The 20,670-nt window shown below is 44.0% G+C and carries 15 protein-coding genes and 1 tRNA gene; 13 read left to right on the forward strand and 3 right to left on the reverse strand.

What is annotated here, in order from left to right; all coding sequences use genetic code 11:
* Nucleotides 1–179 precede the first annotated feature (179 nt).
* Nucleotides 180–264, forward strand: a tRNA-Leu gene (locus tag A6J60_RS11170).
* 144 nt (nt 265–408) lie between these two features.
* Here the strand turns inward: A6J60_RS11170 and A6J60_RS11175 are convergent.
* The 3 genes from A6J60_RS11175 to A6J60_RS11185 form a co-directional block, all read right to left on the reverse strand.
* On the reverse strand, nt 409–1,491 hold the full coding sequence (locus A6J60_RS11175; RefSeq protein ID WP_096066058.1) for a protein kinase domain-containing protein: 1,083 nt from the start codon (nt 1,489–1,491) through the stop codon (nt 409–411).
* Nucleotides 1,492–1,505: 14 nt separating this feature from the next.
* Nucleotides 1,506–3,290 carry a sigma 54-interacting transcriptional regulator gene (locus tag A6J60_RS11180; RefSeq protein ID WP_096066059.1) on the reverse strand — a complete coding sequence of 595 codons (1,785 nt, stop codon included), beginning with the start codon at nt 3,288–3,290 and terminating at the stop codon, nt 1,506–1,508.
* Nucleotides 3,291–3,431: 141 nt separating this feature from the next.
* Entirely contained in the window at nt 3,432–4,754 is a 1,323-nt protein-coding gene (locus A6J60_RS11185; protein ID WP_096066060.1) for a two-component system sensor histidine kinase NtrB, read from the reverse strand.
* A gap of 496 nt (nt 4,755–5,250) precedes the next feature.
* Here A6J60_RS11185 and rimO point away from each other — a divergent pair, with 496 nt between their 5' ends.
* The 12 genes from rimO to A6J60_RS11245 all read left to right on the forward strand — a co-directional run bounded on the left by rimO (nt 5,251) and on the right by A6J60_RS11245 (nt 20,656).
* Nucleotides 5,251–6,846 (forward strand): 30S ribosomal protein S12 methylthiotransferase RimO, encoded by a 1,596-nt coding sequence (gene rimO / locus A6J60_RS11190; protein ID WP_096066061.1) that lies wholly within the window; start codon nt 5,251–5,253, stop codon nt 6,844–6,846.
* 148 nt (nt 6,847–6,994) lie between these two features.
* Entirely contained in the window at nt 6,995–7,720 is a 726-nt protein-coding gene (pyrH, locus tag A6J60_RS11195) for a UMP kinase (protein WP_096066062.1), read from the forward strand.
* Between the two features lie 91 nt (nt 7,721–7,811).
* Complete coding sequence (gene frr / locus A6J60_RS11200) at nt 7,812–8,366, forward strand: ribosome recycling factor (protein WP_096066063.1); 555 nt, start codon at nt 7,812–7,814, stop codon at nt 8,364–8,366.
* Between the two features lie 120 nt (nt 8,367–8,486).
* Nucleotides 8,487–9,287, forward strand: coding sequence for a polyprenyl diphosphate synthase (gene uppS, locus A6J60_RS11205; RefSeq protein WP_096066064.1), 801 nt, complete (start codon nt 8,487–8,489; stop codon nt 9,285–9,287).
* 189 nt (nt 9,288–9,476) lie between these two features.
* Nucleotides 9,477–10,289, forward strand: coding sequence for a phosphatidate cytidylyltransferase (locus A6J60_RS11210; protein ID WP_096066065.1), 813 nt, complete (start codon nt 9,477–9,479; stop codon nt 10,287–10,289).
* Nucleotides 10,290–10,479: 190 nt separating this feature from the next.
* A complete protein-coding gene (gene ispC, locus A6J60_RS11215) occupies nt 10,480–11,775 on the forward strand; it encodes a 1-deoxy-D-xylulose-5-phosphate reductoisomerase (protein WP_096066066.1) in 1,296 nt (431 codons plus the stop codon).
* The gene (gene rseP, locus A6J60_RS11220; RefSeq protein ID WP_096066067.1) at nt 11,775–13,295 is read left to right on the forward strand and encodes an RIP metalloprotease RseP; all 1,521 of its coding nucleotides are present in this window, start codon (nt 11,775–11,777) and stop codon (nt 13,293–13,295) included. Before ispC ends, rseP begins: the two co-directional genes overlap by 1 nt.
* Nucleotides 13,296–13,577: 282 nt before the next feature.
* Entirely contained in the window at nt 13,578–16,052 is a 2,475-nt protein-coding gene (gene bamA / locus A6J60_RS11225; protein ID WP_096066068.1) for an outer membrane protein assembly factor BamA, read from the forward strand.
* A 139-nt stretch (nt 16,053–16,191) separates the two neighbouring features.
* Entirely contained in the window at nt 16,192–17,235 is a 1,044-nt protein-coding gene (lpxD, locus tag A6J60_RS11230; protein WP_096066069.1) for a UDP-3-O-(3-hydroxymyristoyl)glucosamine N-acyltransferase, read from the forward strand.
* 202 nt (nt 17,236–17,437) lie between these two features.
* Entirely contained in the window at nt 17,438–17,980 is a 543-nt protein-coding gene (fabZ, locus tag A6J60_RS11235; RefSeq protein WP_227526196.1) for a 3-hydroxyacyl-ACP dehydratase FabZ, read from the forward strand.
* A gap of 277 nt (nt 17,981–18,257) precedes the next feature.
* The gene (lpxA, locus tag A6J60_RS11240) at nt 18,258–19,037 is read left to right on the forward strand and encodes an acyl-ACP--UDP-N-acetylglucosamine O-acyltransferase (RefSeq protein WP_096066071.1); all 780 of its coding nucleotides are present in this window, start codon (nt 18,258–18,260) and stop codon (nt 19,035–19,037) included.
* A gap of 257 nt (nt 19,038–19,294) precedes the next feature.
* Entirely contained in the window at nt 19,295–20,656 is a 1,362-nt protein-coding gene (locus A6J60_RS11245; protein ID WP_096066072.1) for a sodium-dependent transporter, read from the forward strand.
* Nucleotides 20,657–20,670 lie beyond the last annotated feature (14 nt).

Consider the following 20,670-nt stretch of genomic DNA (forward strand, 5'->3'; position numbering starts at 1 on the left):
GGTAAGCGAAACCATAAGTTGGGTTAAGCCATCAATTAAGCTCAAACTTATTGGCGATAAATTGCGAAAAAATGCTTGCCAACTGAAATTAAATCTATATAATACACAACCACTGAGACACACTAACCCAGTGTTGTATGATTCGTTATAACAAGCGAGCATACAAAGAAAGTAGAAATGGGGATGTGGCGGAATTGGTAGACGCACCAGATTTAGGTTCTGGCGCCGAGAGGTGTGAGAGTTCGAGTCTCTCCATCCCCACCATTTTTAGCGGTTAGTTACTCTCATACCGAATATTTGAAACCCGCTCTTAAGCGGGTTTTTTATTGCCTAATGTTTTATATTCTCGAAAATCCTTAGCATCCTAAGTCATAGGCACTGTTTGATCATTTTGTCGGTCTCTGTTGGTTATTGTCTTTGCAGCTGACTGACATCAGAGCACACCTCATCCATACACTGATAGCGGTTATCGACTTGTTTTGCCAATAGCTTATCCATTATCACCTGAAGAGCAGGAACTTGTTTGCTTAATGGCTCTGACAGTAAAGGCAGAGGTTGCTGGCAATGTGATTGCGCCCAACCAGACAGCTTATTGGCTACAAACGGTTTTTCTCCCATAAACACCTCATACAAAGTGATGCCAAGCGCATAGATATCGCTTTGCTCACTTTTTGGCTGACCTTGCCAGCATTCAGGTGGCATATAAGCAGCGGTACCCGACAAGGTAGCTAGGGCGGTTGAAGTGGCATTTGTATTATCGTTTACTTGAAACGCACAAGACAAATCGCTGAGATAAGTGCTGAAATCGGTGTTTGTGCTGCTTATTAAAAAATTGCTCGGCTTAATATCGCCATGCACCCAGCCTAATTGATGCAGTTGTCTTAAGTTGCTAACCATCGCCTGTGCTAGCTTTATTTTATGATGAATATCTAGGCTGTTTTGGTGCAGGTTATTATGTGAGGCTAAGTAGTGTTTAACGCTGCCTTGAGCAAAATAAGGCATCATAAAGCCAACCCCTTGCCAGCGGTGAGCTTGCTCAGTATCAGACAGTATAAAATTATTATCATAAACAAGGATAGGCACTACCGGTGAGCCAGAGTCTATTGAGCTCGTCAAGTGATGAGCTGACCGGCTCTGGTGATGAATAGACTGTAAACACTCTATTTCTTGATATAAGCCAAAAGTAAGATGTGGGCTTTGCTGCTGTTGTTCGTATTTGTTTTGCGATTGTAGCTGCGCTTGAGAATGGCATGGCGACAGTTGCCATTTATAAACATAGGCTGGGCTACCCTCAGATGCAGTGGACAAAACTGCCGATGTCGACTGTGTTACCAGTGTTAAACCTTGGTAGAAGACATCGATTGGCATCCCATCTTTTTGGTTATTGTGGTTGTCAGCACTGTGCTGGCTTAGGCGCAAGTGCTTACTGATTTGATAGCCTCGTTTTGCCAAATGCTGACTGATCAGATTGAGTATCGTTTTATTTGTCATTTATCTGTTTATTCTTAAGCCAAGTTATTATCTAAGCCAAGCAGTTTAATTTTTCGAGTCAAGGTATTGCGTCCCCAACCGAGCAGTTCAGCGGCATCGCCTTTGCGCCCATTGCTGTGCGCCAATGCCACTTCAATCAATACTGCCTCAAACTCAGGGGCCGCTTGTTGCAAGATATCGGTTTGGCCTTCATGCAGTGCATGGGTTGCCCAAGTGCGTAGTTGCTGCTGCCAGCTTAGACTATCAACAGTGGGTAGGTTGTGAGCATGAGCAGACGCTAGGTTGTTAGCGCTATTGTTAGAATGGATATTGTGGCTATCCAATTGGTTATTATTGGATACCTCAGAGTTCAGAGCAGGGTCATTTGTGCTATGAGTAGTAAACTCCGCTGTTTGCGACTCTGGCGCTAAATAACGGGTAGCAAATTCGGTCAAATCTGGCGGCAAGTCTTCAACCGTTAGCATATCGCCTGTGGCCATCACGGTGATCCAGCGGCAGGCATTTTCAAGTTGGCGCACATTACCTGGCCAATCAAAGGCTTGCATGATTGCCATTGCCTGTGCTGACAGCTGCTTGACCTCAGTGCCCATTTCTTTGGCTGCTTTAATCATAAAGAAATCAACCAGTTCAGCGATGTCATCTGGTCGCTCACGCAACGGTGGTAGTGGCAGACGAATCACATTGAGGCGGTAAAACAAATCCTCACGGAATTTGCCTTCTTTCACCAACTGCTCTAAGTTTTGATGAGTAGCGGCAATGATACGCACATCGACTTTGATGGGCTGCTGGCCGCCAACACGGAAAAACTCACCATTGGCCAGTACCCGCAGCAGCCGGGTTTGGGTGCTAAACGGCATGTCTCCAATCTCATCTAAAAACAGAGTGCCGCCATTGGCCTGTTCAAACCGGCCTTGACGCTGAGTGGTCGCGCCAGTAAACGCACCTTTTTCATGACCAAATAATTCTGACTCTATCAGCTCATGCGGAATAGCCGCCATGTTTAAGGCAATAAACGGCTTTTTGCTGCGAGGTGAGTTTTGGTGTAATGCGCCAGCGACCAATTCTTTACCGGTACCAGATTCACCTGTGATTAAGACGGTAATCGGTGAGGCGGCGAGGCGGCCAATGGCTCGAAACACAGTTTGCATCGCCACAGATTGACCAATGATGGGCGAGGTGTTTTCAGCGTGGTGATGGCTAGTCGCTGCTTTGGATAGAGCTGGTTTAGATGATGCAGGTTTGAATGGTTTTACGACTGATGGCTTTTTAGGGTCGGTGCTTATGTTGTCGGCGGCTGTGTCTTTTGTATTTTTAGTGTTTTTATTTATATTTGGGCTTGGGTTTGGATCTGTCTGTAGGTTAGAACTGAATGGCTGTTTGGCGTTTGCTTTAGCCGCAGTTGGATTGGATTGAATCGCTTTTTTAACAACCAATACCGCATGGTCTAAATCAAAAGGCTTGGGCAGATATTCAAACGCTCCGGTGTCATAGCTATCAACCGCTGATTTTAAATCAGAGTGAGCAGTCATGATAATCACTGGCAGTTGTGGGAAGTTTTTATGCATCCATTGACTAAAAGACAGCCCATCCATCATCGGCATGCGAATGTCAGTTAAAATGACATCCGGCAGGCTGTCTACTGGCTGTTGACCTTTTAGTACTTGGTTAAGCTTGGTCCAAGCGCCTTTGGCATTAGAAAACGGGTGTACCATTAACCCAGCATCATTGAAGGTATCTTCTAAGATAAGACGTAATGCAGGATCATCATCGATTAACCAAATGCTGTGTTGCGTCGTCATGAGTGCTCTTCCATTGTGTGATGTGGGGTTAAAAAAATCGTGTTGTTTTATTGGATTAAACTTTTTATTGAGCTAAATGCTTTATAGGTCTAGATATATTATGGGTATAGAGCAGTAGATAGTTAGACTCTAACACCAAACCTAACCAGAAGCAGAGGGTGGATCAACGATAGTCAACGGCAGATACACCGTAAACTGGGTATCGCCTGGCTGTGAAGCAACCTCAATGCTGCCTTGGTGACGATGCACTATCTCTTGCACCAGCGCTAACCCCAACCCTGTGCCATTCGCTCTTGCCGTCACTAAAGGAAAAAAGATGCGCCCAATTAACGCATGACTGATACCGGCGCCATTGTCTTGCACACTCACTTTAATGACCTGTTTGTGATGCACAGTACCTATGGTGTATTGGTGCTCAATACGAGTGGTGATGGTCAGTTGCGGCTGATAGTCTGCGCTCAACGTATTGCTGTCTTGCTCAAGCATCGCCTCACAGGCATTGTTGACGAGGTTTAAAAATACTTGAATCAACTGGTTGTTATCCGCCATCAGTTCCGGCAAAGATAAATCGTAGTCTCTTTTTATATTGACGCTGGGATGCTGAGTTTGAGTCAGTAGTAACACATGCTCTAACGGTTGATGGATATTAATAAGTGCAAATTCGGGCAGTTGATTGGAACCCAGTAACTGCTCAATCAGTTTGGTCAGGCGGTCGGTCTCACTGATAACAATATTGGCATATGTGGTTAGCTTATTAGCATCGACCATCACCGTGGGCTGTTGCTCAGTATGTGTCAAATCAGAATTCGCCGCTAAGCTAGAGCGGGCTTGACGAATCAATAACTGTGCGGCACCACGGATACCGGCCAGCGGATTTTTCACTTCGTGGGCAACGGAGCGTAGCATTTCGCGTGAGACGTCATGTTGTTCTTGAAGCTGCTGTTCTTTGTCCAGTCGATTGCGGCGATCACCATGCCAGATCTCAATCAAAAAGTAAGGCAGGCCCTCTTGCTCAACCGGGGTAACGCTATAGTGCAGGTCTAAAGGCTGATGAATACCACGGATTTGGCGATTATATTCTATAAAGGGCTGCTGGTAGTATTGGGCGTTATGAAACTGGGTTTGCAGCTTGTTATAGGCTTCGGTCAAGGTCGGCAAATGGGGCGTTTGTTTTTCTACTATTGAGTGAGGGTCGTCATTTTTTTCACTGTCATCTAAACGATTGCCGTTAGACGTTTGATGCGGAGGTAATGTGTTTTTTGTATCAATGGATTCTGTGCGGTCAGGGGTTAAATGAACAGGTAATAATAAATCGATAATATTAAGCCCAATCAAGCGTGAAGCGCTGACCGATAAGATTTGCTCGGTTTGGGTATTGACCCAAGCAATACGCAAGTCGTGGCTGACCCAGATCACACCGGTATATAGGTGTTGCAGTAATAGGCGTGGATTGGGTGCGGTCATAAGCGGGCTTTTCGGTTGTGGAGTTATGGGGTTATTCAGTTAGGTAGTTGTTGTGACGAGTTGTGAGCAATAGAAACTGGTTTAACGGTTAATTATTCACAATTATCAATGATAGCAGAGGTTAGAATAACAAGTTTGCACTCTAATAGTGCAGAGTTTGCGGTTATTTTTATATTATGATTTATTTTAGTGCATTTTTTGATGTGGTTGTTGTTGATTTTGACTGAGGCCTGCCTATTTTCAAGCTATATTTAACTCGTTTTCAGCCTGTGTTTAACCAGTAACCACTCATTTTTAGCTTATGCAAGGCTACATCAATAGGGATGGGATGCAGAAGTCAAGTTGATAGGGTTGATGAAAATAAGATGAATAATATTTTGACACTGGTATCATGCGGTTAAAATTCGTACAATGCACCACACAACAAATACGTATTGCGCTTTGTTATACTCCTCATTATTTAAAAAAGTATTCTTTTATGCCAAGCAAATCTTCTATGCCAAGCGATTCTTCATCAGATCCTGTCTCTATTTATGTGCCCAATGCATCTAAAGCAACGAGTGCACCTAAAACAACGAGTCAAGCGCCAGATGCTTCACAGCCGGCCAATTCTTCAGAGTCAGAAACAGCCACTGAGGCCTATCACCACAAGGCCAATCATAATCAAAATCGTAGTGTTAGCGACAGTAGCCAACATGCGGCTCAATCACAACCAGTGACTGCAAAAACAGCCCCCAAAGTCGGTTTTGTGTCTTTAGGCTGTCCTAAAGCGTTGGTTGACAGTGAGCGCATTATCACTGAGCTGACTCGTGATGGCTATCAAGTGGCATCAGATTATGATGGTGCAGACTTGGTCGTGGTTAACACTTGCGGCTTTATTGAATCAGCAGTACAAGAATCATTAGATGCCATCGGCGAGGCGATTAGCCAAAATGGTAAAGTTATCGTTACCGGTTGCTTGGGTAAAGATGCGGATAAAATCCGTCAAATGCACCCGGCGGTATTATCAGTGACCGGCGCACATGCGTATGATGAAGTGATTACTGCTGTATCTACCCATGCGCCAATTGCTAAATCTGATAAGCAGCGCAGCTATGATCCCAAAATTGATTTAATTAATGATGCGGGTGTTAAGCTGACCCCAAGCCATTATGCTTATCTCAAAATATCTGAAGGTTGTAACCACAGATGTACCTTCTGTATCATTCCTAGCTTACGCGGCGACTTGGTATCACGTCCGATTGATAGCGTGATGAATGAAGCCATGGCACTCAAAAAAGCAGGCGTCAAAGAGCTGCTCATCATCTCTCAAGACACCTCAGCGTACGGCGTTGACTTAAAATACAAAACCACGTTTTGGAATGGCATGCCGCTTAAGTCGAAGTTCTTTGACTTATGCGAAGCGTTAGCCAAAGTGGGCATTTGGGTACGTCTGCATTATGTCTATCCTTATCCGCATGTAGATAAAGTGGTTGAGTTGATGGCCAAGCCTACGGATCAAGGCGGTCTGCTACCATACTTGGATATTCCACTGCAGCATGCCAGTCCGCGTATCTTAAAAGCTATGAAACGCCCAGCGCACAGTGAAAACACCTTAGCGCGCATTCAAAAATGGCGTGAAATAAACCCTGATATCGTGATTCGCTCAACCTTTGTGGTTGGCTTCCCAGGCGAAACTGAAGAAGACTTCGAGTATTTATTAGACTGGCTGAAGCAAGCCAGATTGGACCGTGTCGGCTGCTTTACTTATTCAGAAATTGAAGGCGCCGTCGCCAATGATCTGCCCAATCCGGTGCCAGAAGAGATTAAGCAACAGCGCTATGAGCGTTTTATGGCGGTGCAGCAGCAAATCTCTGAGCAAAAGCTACAAGAAAAAGTTGGCAAGCGCATGAATGTGTTAGTCGATGAGATTGATGTGGCCGAACAGATTGCCATTTGCCGCAGCTATGCCGATGCGCCTGAGATTGATGGTCATGTGTATGTCGATAATATCGTACAAAATGGCCAAATAGCGGTAAAAGTAGGGGACATGCTGCAAGTCACCATCGATGAGGCCAGTGAGTATGACTTATTTGCCTCGTTAGCAAATTAGCGCTATAAGCAGATAGCGTTTTTTGGTAAACTTTACCGAATTTAGCTTGGTTTTTTGGCCGGCTAACCAGTTTTTAAACCATATATGCCATTATAAGATAAGCAATTAATACGTTCGTCTTTCATCAGTTAAAACAAAAAGGTGCCTTATGTCTGATAAAAATCCACAATTTTCTCGTATCTTACTTAAACTATCAGGCGAAGCTTTAGCCGGTAATCAGGGTATGGGTATTGATGCCTCGGTACTTGATAAAATGAGCTTGGCCATTGCTCACCTATGCGGGCTTGGTGTACAAGTTGGTATCGTGGTCGGCGGCGGTAACTTATATCGTGGCAGTCAATTACAAAAAGAAGGTTTGGTTGGCCGAGTCACCGGTGATCAAATGGGTATGCTAGCCACTGTGATGAACGGTCTGGCCATGCGTGATGCGCTAGAGCGTCGTAATATCAACACCCGCTTAATGTCAGCGTTACCGATTGGTGAAGTGACTGAAAGCTATAGTAGCCGTAACGCTATTCGTTATTTAAAAAATGGTGATGTGTGTATCTTTGTTGCTGGCACCGGCAACCCATTCTTCACCACAGATACCGCTGCCTGCTTACGTGGTATCGAAATTGAAGCTGGCGTGATTTTAAAAGCGACCAAAGTTGATGGCGTTTATGACAAAGACCCAAGTGTCCACGATGACGCTAATAAATATGACGCGCTGACCTTTGATGAAGTGTTAGAGCAAAAACTAGGTGTGATGGATTTAACCGCCATTGCCCTATGCCGTGAGCACAATGTGCCACTACAAGTATTTGACATGAATAAGCCCAACTCATTGCTGAATGTGATCATGGGCGAAAATGAAGGCACCCGTGTGTTCCATTAATTTGTTATGGTGTTAGTTAATAGTTAGCAGTAACCAAATCACATTGTCTTTACACGTTGATTTTAATAGATAAGTTGAGAAGGAAAAGATTATGATTAATGATATTAAAAAAGATGGCGAAGATCGCATGAAAAAAACCATCGAAGCACTAGAAAATGCCTTTAGCAAAGTCCGCACAGGACGTGCGCACCCAGGCATGTTATCTGGTGTGATGGTTAACTACTATGGCGCAGACACCCCACTAAACCAAGTGGCCAGCGTTAACGTTGAAGACTCACGTACTCTGCTAGTGCAGCCATTTGAGCGCTCTATGGTACAAGCGGTAGACAAAGCCATTCGTGAAGCAGATTTGGGTTTAAACCCAATGACCGCAGACGTGATTCGTGTGCCAATGCCAGCACTAACCGAAGAAACACGCCGTGACATGCAGAAATTAGCGCGTGCTGAAGCTGAAAACAGCCGTGTTTCTATCCGTAACGTGCGCCGTGATATGTTAGGTGACATCAAAGACTTGGCGAAAGAAAAAGAAATTAGTGAAGATGAAGAGCGCCGCGCCAGTGATGACATCCAAAAGTTAACCGACAAATATATCGCTAGCATCGACGGCAAACTTGATGCCAAAGAAAAAGAGCTAATGGAAGTTTAATACTGTATTTTAGTTCCGTTCGTTCCTATCCTAATGCCAATCAAAACAAGCAGCTGTCTAGCGAGTGACGCTAGGCGGCTGTAGACCGACACCTACTATTCTATTCAGATACCTACTATTATGACCAAGCCACAACCGTCACCATCTGCATCACATCACGCCACTGAACCAACACTGGCAACGCCGGCCGTCTTACCGAAGCATATTGCGGTAATTATGGATGGCAACAACCGCTACGGCAAAGCTCATGGGATGGCAAAAGGCCAAGGTCATGTGGCCGGTAAAGAAGCGCTTGATCCCTTGGTTGAGTATTGCGTGGCAACGGGTATTGAAGTGTTAACCGTTTTTGCTTTTTCTAGTGAGAACTGGCAGCGCCCGGCCAACGAAGTAGCATTGTTAATGCGCCTATTGTCAGCGACCATTACCGAACAAATGCCGCGCATGCAAAAGTATCACATTCGCCTAAGATTTATCGGTGATAGAAGTCAGTTAAGCCCAGAGCTGCAACAGCAAATGGCTGATGCAGAAGCTAAGACTGCAGAAAATGACGCCATGACACTGGTGATCGCCATCAGTTACGGTGGTCAGTGGGATATTGCCAATGCCGCAAGTATCTTGGCTGATCAGGTGGCAAACGGTCAGTTGACGCCTGATGAGGTGACGGTTGATGCGCTAAATCAGCATGTGCAGCTTGCTGATGTGCCGGATGTGGATATGCTGATTCGTACCGGTGGGGAATACCGTATTTCTAACTTTTTATTATGGCAGTCAGCCTATGCGGAGCTGTTTTTCACTGATACCTTATGGCCTGATTTTACGCCCAAAGAGCTCAATACTATGCTGTTTGAGTTTTCGCGCCGTCAGCGCCGCTTTGGTAAAACCAGTGAGCAAATTGAAGAACAGGCTGGCTCAGCCAGTTAATTATTAAGGCGTATCTTATTAAAGAGTACAGATAATAGTCGTTAAGATGCGCGCGATAGGAAAACAAGGTCTTAATAAACAGACCTGAAAAGATAGAATTTAATAGACTGATTTAAACAGACCGATCTTAATAAAAATCGATATCCATAGAAGGATGTCAATAAATGAAGAATATAAAGGTGCTCGAATATGTGGACACGTATTAAAACGGCTATCGTTTTGGTTATCATCGTCGGTATCGCACTGTTCGCAAGCGAAACACCTTATTTGATCGTTCCATTATTGGCAGTTGGGGTCACCGTTGCTGCCTATGAATGGACCAAGATGATGCCAAAATGGCACATTCCCTTGTTGTTTGTCGTCCTGGTATTGGCCATTACTTTAGTGACACTGCTTGCGCCGCATACCTGGCCTGCTTGGTGGGCGTTGTCGGCGATTATTTGGCTGATGGCCTTATATTGGGTCGGCCGCTTTCCTGCCTCAACGCCTTGGTATGGCAAACAGCTGTCAGTGATAGGGCTGGTGCTGCTAACCGCTGCGATTAGCGCCATGTTTTATCTATGGCAGTTCTCGCCATTTTGGTTATTGTATGTCTTTTTATTGGTGTGGTGTGCAGACAGTGGCGCCTACTTCGTGGGTCGCAAATTGGGACGACGCAAAATGGCGCCCAATGTATCACCTAATAAGAGTATGGAAGGGCTGGCAGGCGGATTGGCAACCGGATTTGCGGTAGTCATTGCCATTAGTGTGTTTCAGTTAAAGTTAACCGGCACTATTTTGGTATTGTTTGTCGGACTGTCGCTAATCACAATTTTATCCTCCGTATTGGGCGACTTGCTTGAGTCGATGCTGAAGCGCAAAGCGGGCATTAAAGACTCAGGCACTATCTTGCCAGGGCACGGCGGAGTATTAGACCGCATTGACTCTCTATTGGCGGCAACCCCGATATTTGCACTGGGCTTTTGGGCGCTACAGCACGCGGGCTTATTGGTCATTCAATAGTCTGTTTGATGTCTATCTTAGCAATCCAAGTTTGATCTAAGTTGCCATATTTTTAAAGGTCAGTTTGATTTTTTAAAGGTCAGTTTATTTTTTAAAAGCCAATATGTACGGCCCAAAGTTTGCACTTGTAAGTACGCTTGTAGATAACAGTTTGTTTAAAAATTTGCAGTTAACGTTTGAAAGGTAAGTTATGACCCAACGCATTGCCGTCCTCGGGGCAACCGGTTCTATCGGTGACAGCACCCTGTCTATATTGGCTGATCACCCTGAGCTATACCAAGTCTATGCCTTATCAGGTCATGGTCGACTGGACAAATTATTTGCCCTGTGTCAGCAGTTCCAGCCTTCACGTGTGGCAGTTCCTGATGACAAGGTAGATGAGTTTGCAGTACGCTTGCAACAGGCCGGACTACACTGTGATGTGGTCGGCGGTCAAGCAGGATTAGATGAGCTCGCTGCTGATCCACAAGTGGATACAGTGGTGGCCGCTATTGTTGGCGCCGCTGGATTGTCATCGACATTGACCGCTGCGCGTGCTGGCAAACGTGTTTTATTGGCCAATAAAGAAGCGTTAGTAATGGCCGGCAGCCTGATGATGCAGGCAGTCAAAGCGCATGGGGCAACCTTATTACCCTTAGACTCTGAGCACAATGCCATTTTTCAGTGCTTACCTTCAAAAGTGCAGCAACAAAATACTGACATTCATAATGCGGATTACGGCGTCAAAAAGCTGTGGTTAACCGCTTCTGGTGGTCCATTTTTACATAAAAATCTGCAGCAAATGCAAACAGCCAGTGTCAGTGAAGCGGTTAAGCATCCCAACTGGTCGATGGGGCAAAAGATATCTGTCGATTCTGCAACCATGATGAACAAAGGCTTAGAGCTGATCGAGGCCTGTCATTTGTTTGATCTGGCTGAATCAGATATTCAAGTGGTCATTCATCCACAAAGTATTATTCACTCCATGGTAGAGTACACCGATGGTAGTTTCTTAGCGCAAATGGGTAGTCCTGATATGCGCACACCCATTGCACATGCTTTAGCATATCCCAATCGTATTGCCGCCGGAGTTGAGCCACTAGATTTATTTAAGTTATCGGCTCTGGAATTCATTGAACCAGATTTAGAAAAATTTGCCTGTCTAAAATTGGCACGTCAGGCCATGCAATCAGGGCAAGCAGCGACCATTGCTTTAAACGCGTCCAATGAAGTAGCAGTGGAGGCGTTTATAAAACAGCAAGTTTCTTTAACCGATATTGCCTTGATTAATGCAAGGGTATTAGACAAGATGCTAGACGGCGATACAGTGGCTGAGGTCAATCAAAAATCACAAACTAGCAGGGACAAATCTTGTAATCGTGTTGGTTTAAGCCACGGTATTGATCCAAATTTTTCAATGAATATAAACGAGTTAGAAGATATTTTGAATATAGATAAGTTGGCACGTAAGCAAGCGCAGCAAGCCATACAGGAGTGTCGCGGTTAATGTCATTTATGTTAATTGCGTTGGCGTTTATTGCCGTTTTAGGTCCATTAGTCGCGCTGCATGAGTGGGGCCATTATATTGTGGCTCGCTTATGCGGCGTTAAAGTGTTGACCTATTCCATTGGGTTTGGCCCTAAGTTGGCCAGTTGGACCAGCAAGAAGTCTGGCATCGACTATCGTATCTCAGCTTTGCCATTAGGCGGCTACGTGAAGATGCTCGATGAGCGTGAAGCAGAGGTAGCCGATAGCGAAAAACACTTGGCCTTTAACAATCAGCATCCGCTAAAAAAGATTGCCATTGTGGCCGCCGGTCCGATAATGAACTTTATTATCGCCATTGCTTTGTTTTGGGTGTTGTTCTTAGTGCCTAGCGAGCAGCTAAATACTCGCATTGGCTCTGTGCTGCCTGACAGTCCAGCTGCAAGCGTCAGCCTGCCTGTTGGTGATAAAATCGTAGCTGTTGATGGTCATGCTGTAAAAACCTGGGAAGAGGTCAATTATCGCTTGGCTGATCGCATGGGCGAAACCGGTAGTGTTCGCGTGACATTACAACCAATGGATACGACGTCCATCACGAAGCAGACTAGCACTGCATCAGACGCAGATAGCCAGAAGCCAGTTGCTTCGGAAGCGGCTGTTACAGAATCGGCTAGTACAGAATTGGCTAGCAAAGAGACGGCTACAGAGTCAGTCAATCAACAGCCAGCCAAGCAAGTAAACGTGCCTATTAGAGACTTTTTACAAGGCTCAGAGTCTGGCAAAGACACTTTATCTGGATTAGGGATACTGCCATGGCAGCCCCATATTGAGCCAATTGTTGCTCAGTTAACCGAAGATGGTGCGGCTATTCGTCAAGGCATGAAAGTTGGTGACAAAATTATCGCCATTGAGGGCCAACCGATCGACGATTGGATAGATGCCACTCACATTATTCGGGATAACCCAGAAAAGCTGCTTAACTTTACGGTGCAGCGCAAAAACGACGCTGGCGAGATGCAGCAAGTTGATTTGCAAATTATGCCGCAAGGTAAAAAAGCGCAAGCCGGTCAGCGCTATGGCCAAATTGGCGCTGGTGTTGATCCGGGTGAGATTGTTGTACCTGATGAGTACAAAACGATGGTATCCTACGGACCTATTGGTGCGATTACGCAGTCTTTTGCCAAGACCGGTCAATTGGCTACCATGACCTTAAACTCAATGGGTAAGATGATTACCGGCAAAGTAGGCTTAGAGAATCTATCTGGTCCGATTTCAATTGCCGTCGTGAGTAAACAAAGCTTTGATATTAGCTGGAAACAGGTGCTATCAACCGCGGCTATTATTAGCCTAAGCCTTGCTGTGCTTAATCTGTTGCCCATACCTGTATTAGATGGCGGTCACTTGGTTTATTACTTGATTGAATTGATCCGAGGTAAGCCATTGCCAGAGCATATGCAAGCCATTGGCTTTAATATTGGTTTTTTATTGCTGATAGGGTTTATGATTCTGGCGATAACCAATGATTTTAGTCGCTATTTTTAAAAAAACTAACGTTAATTAATTTTATAACCACAAATAGTTTGTTATATTAAATGCTTTCAAATATATGCTTTTATAGAAAGCTTAACAGTATACAAACACGCTTAAATACCTGATGTGTACTTTACGCTCACATTGGTAGCTTAAGAAGTGGTTAGTGGTTATACCAAATGCTAAGAAATCATATTAATATAAGCACCCAAACATAACGTGCTTCGACATTTATTTGACACATAACAGTATTACCTCACCTTAAGCAAGTTCTTTGAATTACGGATTGTATGTATGCAAACGTCTTTATTAAAAAAAGCCCAACGAGTAGCAGTGCCTGCTTTTGTTGCCATGATGGCCATATCAGCACATGCGGCAGACGAAGTATTAACGGATATTGAATTTGTTGGTCTTCAGCGTTTAACCCCAGAAAGCTTATACCCTTTATTAACCACCGAAGTGGGTGGTGTGGTTACCGATCAGGATTTAGCGAACAGTATTCAAGCGCTTTATGCAACAGGTGACTTTGCCAACATTCAAGCCAAACAAGATGAGGGTCGCATTACTTACTTCGTAGTTGAGCGTCCTATCGTGGCGGAAGTGAACTTTGAAGGCAATAAGCTGATTCCTAAGCAAGGCTTAGAAGAAGGTTTAAAATACGCCGGTATTTCTGTTGGTGATGTTTTAAAGCAATCAACTGTTCAAAACGTTGCCAATGAGCTGCAACAACAATATATCAGCCAAGGCTATTACAACAGCGACATCGAAGTTGATCAAGAGCTGCTAGAAGGTAATCGTGCTAAGCTGACCATTCGTTTTATTGAAGGTAAGCCAGCCAAAGTAGTCGATATCAATGTGATTGGTAACGAGTACTTTAGCGAAGACGATATCAAAGACGTATTTGCGGTAAAAGAATCGTCATGGACCCGTTTTTTATCCAAATCTGACCGTTATGCCAAAGAAAAATTGGCTGCCAGTTTGGAAAACTTAAAAGCCATGTATTTAAACGAAGGCTTTGTTAACTTCAGTGTTGATAATGCCACGTTAAATATTAATGAAGAAAAAAATAAAGTCTTTATTGAAGTAAGCGTCACTGAAGGCGAACAGTACCAGTTTGGTGAAGTCAGCTTCTTAGGTAAGCCAAGCTATGATACTGCTGAACTGTTTGAACAAGTAGAGTTCCAGCAAGGCGAGCGCTTCTCACAAGCCAAACTTGAAGCGTCAACAGCAGCTCTTGAAAATCATTATGGTGATGACGGCTTCTATTTTGCCCAAATTCGCCCTGTGCCGCGTATCAACGAAGATACCAAAACCGTTGATATTGATTACTTTATTGATCCTGCACGCCCAGTATATGTGCGTCGTATTAACTTTAACGGCAATATCAAAACTGAAGATGAAGTATTACGCCGAGAGCTGCGCCAACTTGAAGGGGCATTGGCATCAAGCGAGAAGATTCAGACTTCACGCGTGCGTTTAATGCGTACCGGCTTCTTTAAAGCGGTCAACGTTGATGTGCGCCCAGTTCCTAATACCCCTGATCAGGTAGATATTAACTTTACGGTTGAAGAGCAGCCATCTGGTAGTTCAACCATTGCCGCCGGTTATTCGCAAAGTGGCGGTGTGACCTTCCAGCTAGACTTCAGTCAGCGTAACTTTATGGGTACTGGTAACCGAGTTAATGCAGCGTTTTCACGCTCGCAAACGCGTGACTCTTATAGCTTAGGTTTTACCGACCCTTACTTCACCGCTAACGGTGTGTCACAAGGGCTAAGCGCTTACTACCGTAATACCAAATATGATGATCGTAACGTGAGTAACTATGTTCTAGACTCTTATGGTGCGACCTTAAGCTACAGCTACCCAATTGATGAAACCAAACGTATTAGCGCTGGCTTTAACTTTGATAATACTGAGGTCAGTGGTGGCCGCTTTATGGGATTATCAAACGTTTCTGAGCTGTTAAAAGAAGATGGCAAAATGACAGCGTATGAAAGTACTGATGCTAACGGTAATGTTGATAGATTATCCAGTGCCAGCTTTAAGAACGACTATAATACCTATAACCTATTATTAGGCTGGGATTATAGTACCTTAGATCGCCCAGTATTCCCGACCAAGGGGATGAGTCATGATATCAGCGCTACTTTAGGTTTTGGTGATCAGACTTACCAAAAACTAATCTACCGTGGTAATATTTATTTCCCATTGGCCAAAGACTTTGTTGCTCGTGGTTATGCAAAACTAGGTTATGGTAATAAGCTACCGTTTTATGAAAACTTTTATGCCGGTGGTTATGGTTCAGTCCGTGGTTATGAGGCGTCAAGCCTAGGCCCACGTTCTCCAGTCTTTGATTACGCTGCTAACGGTAGCTCTTATCCAAATGGCTTTATCGATGAAGAGGAAGTGGGTGGTAACGCGTTGGCAACCTTTGGTGCTGAGCTTATCTTACCCATGCCATTTAAAGGCGATTGGGCTGACCAAGTGCGCCCTGTTATCTTCGTTGAAGGTGGTCAAGTATTTGATACTACCGATAAAAAAGACCAGACCTTTGAGTTAAAAGGTGAGTATGCCGGTTATAATGACAACTTAGATAAGAAACAAGTACCGCTATTAAGTCGTGATGATGACTTGCGTTATAGTGCCGGTGCGGGTATTACTTGGTTTACGCCAATTGGTCCAATTTCTATCAGTTACGCTAAGCCATTTGGTGATAAAGAAGGCGATAAAACTGAAGAAGTACAATTCCAGATCGGTAGTACATTCTAAGGGTTAGCCTAAGTAATCATTAGACTATTGAGGTAAGTCTACTCATCTTTTATCTTGAACCAACACTAAGCTCTTTATAATGACAAAGGGCTTAGTTTGTTTTCTTCGCAGTGTTTTAATAAGGATACGGTTTATCACTATGGTCTCATTTGAATCTCAAGTTAGCTTAGCTGAAATCATTGCTGCCATTAACACGCGTCAGCCGGTTTTAAATGAGCAGAAGCTAACCAATCAGCAGCTGACCGTATCTGGTATTGGTAGCCTTAATGATGCCAATGCCCAACAGCTGAGTTTTTTAACCGATAAAGCCTATGCTTCAGCACTGCCAACCTCTCAGGCAGCCATCATATTGGTAGCTGAGGCTTTTGCCGATCAAGTTCCTGACAGCAGCGTAGCTGTCATCGTGGCAAATCCTTATGCGGCTTATGCCAGTGTCACACATTTGTTTGATCCACAGCCTGATGCGGCTAACGAGCTCTTTATTCATCCCACGGCGCAGATAGCTGACACTGCGGTATTGGGCGATAACGTGCATATTGGACCTTTTTGCGTAATTGGTGAGCAGGTACAGATAGGTACAGGCACTCAATTAAAGTCACAGGTTCACATTGAAGCGCACGCTCAAATTGGTGAGCATTGTGTGATTTACCCTAATGTCTTTATCGGTCATCGTTGTCAGATTGGTAATCGAGCGCGCCTATATCCTGGCGCCAGTATTGGCTCAGAGGGTTTTGGCTTTGCACCACTGCCCCCAACTGACACTCAAGGTTGGGAACGTATTGTGCAGCTTGGTCGAGTCATTATTGGGAATCAAGTACGGGTTGGCAGTCATACTTGTATTGATCGTGGCGCCATTGGTGATACCGTCATTGGAGACAATGTCATTATCGATAATCTGGTTCAGGTTGGACACAATGTTAAGATAGGTGCAGGTACTGCCATTGCCGGTAATGCCGGTATTGCTGGTAGTACCAGTATTGGCAAACGTTGTATGATAGGTGGTAATGTAGGAATTTCCGGACATATTAATATCTGTGATGATGTGGCGCTTTCAGGCATGACCATGGTGATCAAGTCTATTAAGCAAGCTGGGGTTTATTCTTCCGGGCTGCCTGCAATGCCAGCAATGGATTGGCGCAGAATGGCAGTAAAAGTAAGAGCGCTGGGCAAAAAAGAGGGTTAATCATCAATTGCTAAAGGCTATTTAAAAGTACATTTAGTCTTAGGGCTTTATATAATATAAATTTAACCCCCAATTAACCCTCAATAACTGGCATACTGATTGTATCGATATAGTAGTGTATTAAATGATATCTGATGTGATGTAAGGATGAGCAATGAGCAAAAGTTCTGATAGTGGTGCAATCCAGCAGGCGTCATCGCCAATGGTAACTCGACCAAAAGGGTGGGGTGATGATTGGGAGATGAGTGAGCTTGATGAGCAGTTTTTGGCTCAGAACTCTGTTCGCATGCCGATGGCTTATGATCAGCTAAAAAGCTATTTGCCGCACCGTTATCCGTTTATGCTTATTGATAGAGTGACTGCTTGCTGTCCGAATACGTGGATAACAGGTTATAAAAACGTCTCTATTAATGAGCCTTTTTTCCAAGGTCACTTCCCTGAAGAGCCTATTATGCCAGGGGTGCTGATTGTTGAGGCCTTGGCGCAGTTATCCGGTATTTTGGCTTTTGTTTCTGAAGGTATTACCGCAGAAGATGGTTATTTATTTTTATTTGCAGGTGTTGATAAGGTTCGCTTTAAGAATCCAGTGGTACCAGGAGATCAGCTAATACTTAAATCTGAGCTGATATTGACCAAGCGCAACATCTATAAGTTCGACTGTCGTGCTTATGTGGATGATAAATTAGCTGCTAATGCACAGTTGATGATTATTCGTCAGGATCGTAAGCCCAGAAACTGTAATTAGTTTTTAAGAAGGTTTCAACTGGCTATTTCTTAAACGATAGCCATTAATTTGTTGACTGATAAAGCGTTGATGGACAGATACAGTAAGACCGTTGTTAATTAACGTAATAATAAAGCATCAAACTCACCAACAAATGATTAATGAATGTTGACAGACTAGTATCTAAGCTATTTGTATTCAAAATTAATCAGAAATGTTATATAAATCAAGTGCTAAACAGCTATTATAAGCACAGACAAGACATACCCTTTTATCCAAATATTGACAGGTTGCTTTAATGATAAATATTCACCCCACAGCCATCATTTCAGACACCGCTGAAATACATGAAACGGCAGTAATAGGTCCATACTGTATTGTTGGGGACAATGTCACTATTGATGCCGGCACCAAATTGTTACGTCATGTGGTGGTGACCAAAAATACGCGTATTGGTAAAAATAATGAAATTTATCAGTTCGCCAGTATTGGTGAAGATTGCCAAGATTTAAAATATCAAGGTGAAGAGACCTGGCTTGAGATTGGTGATAATAACTCGATACGTGAGGCCTGTAGTTTTCATCGTGGCACCATACAGGACCAAGGTGTGACCAAGATTGGTAACGGCAACTTATTTATGGTCAATACGCATATTGCGCATGACTGTGTCATTGGTGATGACAATATTTTTGCTAATAATGCCGGTATTGCTGGGCATGTGCACGTGGGTAATCATGTCATCATCGGTGGTCAAGCTGGGGTACATCAGTTTTGCCATATCGATGACTACAGTCTGATTGGCGGTGGTAGTGTAATCTTAAAAGATGTGGCAGCGATGACACTGGTCTCTGGCAACCCTGCCAGCACCCATGGTCTTAATATCGAGGGTATGCGCCGTAAGCAGTGGCCGAAGCCAACCATTAATATCTTGCGAAGTGCGTATAAGCTTATCTTTAGATCAGGCAAAACCACAGATCAGGTCATCACTGAATTAACCGAAGAGTTTTTGCCGCAAGAGCCAAAAGTGCAGCTATTAATTGACTCTTTAGTGAACAGCAATCGTGGCATTACCCGCTAAAATAGAAACTATTTAACCAGAACAAATACTGATTAAAATATAGAATAAAATTGAGCCATAACGGATAGTTATGGCTTTTTTAATTTTCAGTAACTTGACATTTTAATAGATATGAAACAGACTTAGTTTGTTAAAGCATGTAAATATATAACAACCAAATCTGTCTGTTTCTGTCGTAATGTTATTGTCTGTTGCTTATTTTGGAATCAAAATGAGTAACGATAAAGATTAGGTCTAGGACGACCGGAGGAAAAAATATGTCAAGTAAACAAAACCATGCTCAATGGAGCTCTCGAATGGGCTTCATCTTGGCAGCAGTTGGTTCAGCTGTAGGCCTTGGAAACATCTGGAAGTTTCCCTACATGGTCGGTGAGAGTGGTGGTGCGGTATTCGTACTGGTCTATCTCTTATGTATCGCCTTAATTGGCTTCCCAATCTTAGTGGCAGAGTGGATGATTGGTCGTCGCGGTCAGAAAAACCCGATGGACTCATATTCTGCAGTCGCCGCTAGTGAAGGCAAAAGCACAAGCTGGGGCTTTATTGGTATGGTCGGTATTTTAGGTGCCTTTATCATTCTATCCTTCTATAGTGTGATTGGTGGTTGGGCTCTAAACTACATGACCAAGATTGCAGGTGGTCAATTCTCAGGTCTTGATAGCGACGCGGTAGAAGCGGTATTCAATACCATGTTGGCATCTCCTAGCACATTAACCATTTGGCACACGGTGTTTATGCTTATCACCGGTATCATTGTTGCGCTAGGTGTAACTAATGGTATTGAACGCGCCGCCAAAGTACTTATCCCTTTATTGGGCGTGCTATTGTTGGTCATCGTTGGCTATAACCTGATGAATGGTGGCTTCGGTGAGGCGGTAACTTATTTATTCTCACCAGACTTAACCAAGCTAACTGGCGAAGGCTCATCAGATATCGTATTATCTGCTTTAGGTCACGCCTTCTTCACGTTATCACTGGGTATGGGTATCATGATTGCCTATGGTTCATACTTAGGTAACGATGTGAGCCTGTTAAGCATGGCGCGTACTGTTGTTATCTTAGATACAGTAATTGCATTAGCAGCAGGTCTGGCTATCTTCCCAATCATCTTTAGTAACGGTATGGATCCAGCTGCTGGCCCAGGTTTGATTTTCGTCAGCTTACCGATTGCCTTTGGTAGTATGTCAGCCGGTCTAGTGTTAGGTACCTTATTCTTCTTGTTAATTACATTTGCGGCATTAACCTCATCAATCTCGTTGATTGAGCCGTCAATTGAGTTTTTAGAAGAGCGTACGCCAATGAGCCGTACCATGAGTGTTATCGTTGCCAGTATCGCGATTTGGTTATTAGGCGTTGCCGCACTGCTGTCATTCAACGTCTGGTCAGATGTGATGATTATGGGTAACAATATCTTTGACTTCTTAGATAAGTTAACCAGTAAGTTCATGCTACCAATCGCTGGCTTAGCCGCAACCATCTTTGTTGGTTGGGTGATGAATCAAGATAGTGTTCGTAGTGAGCTTGGTTTATCAGGTGGTTCATGGACGCTATGGCAAATTATCGCTAAGTTTGTTGCCCCGATTGGTGTGATCATTGTATTCATCAATACTTTGTTAAACTAACCAGCTAGCAACAC

Source organism: Psychrobacter sp. FDAARGOS_221 (genome assembly GCF_002313155.2).
GTDB lineage: Bacteria > Pseudomonadota > Gammaproteobacteria > Pseudomonadales > Moraxellaceae > Psychrobacter.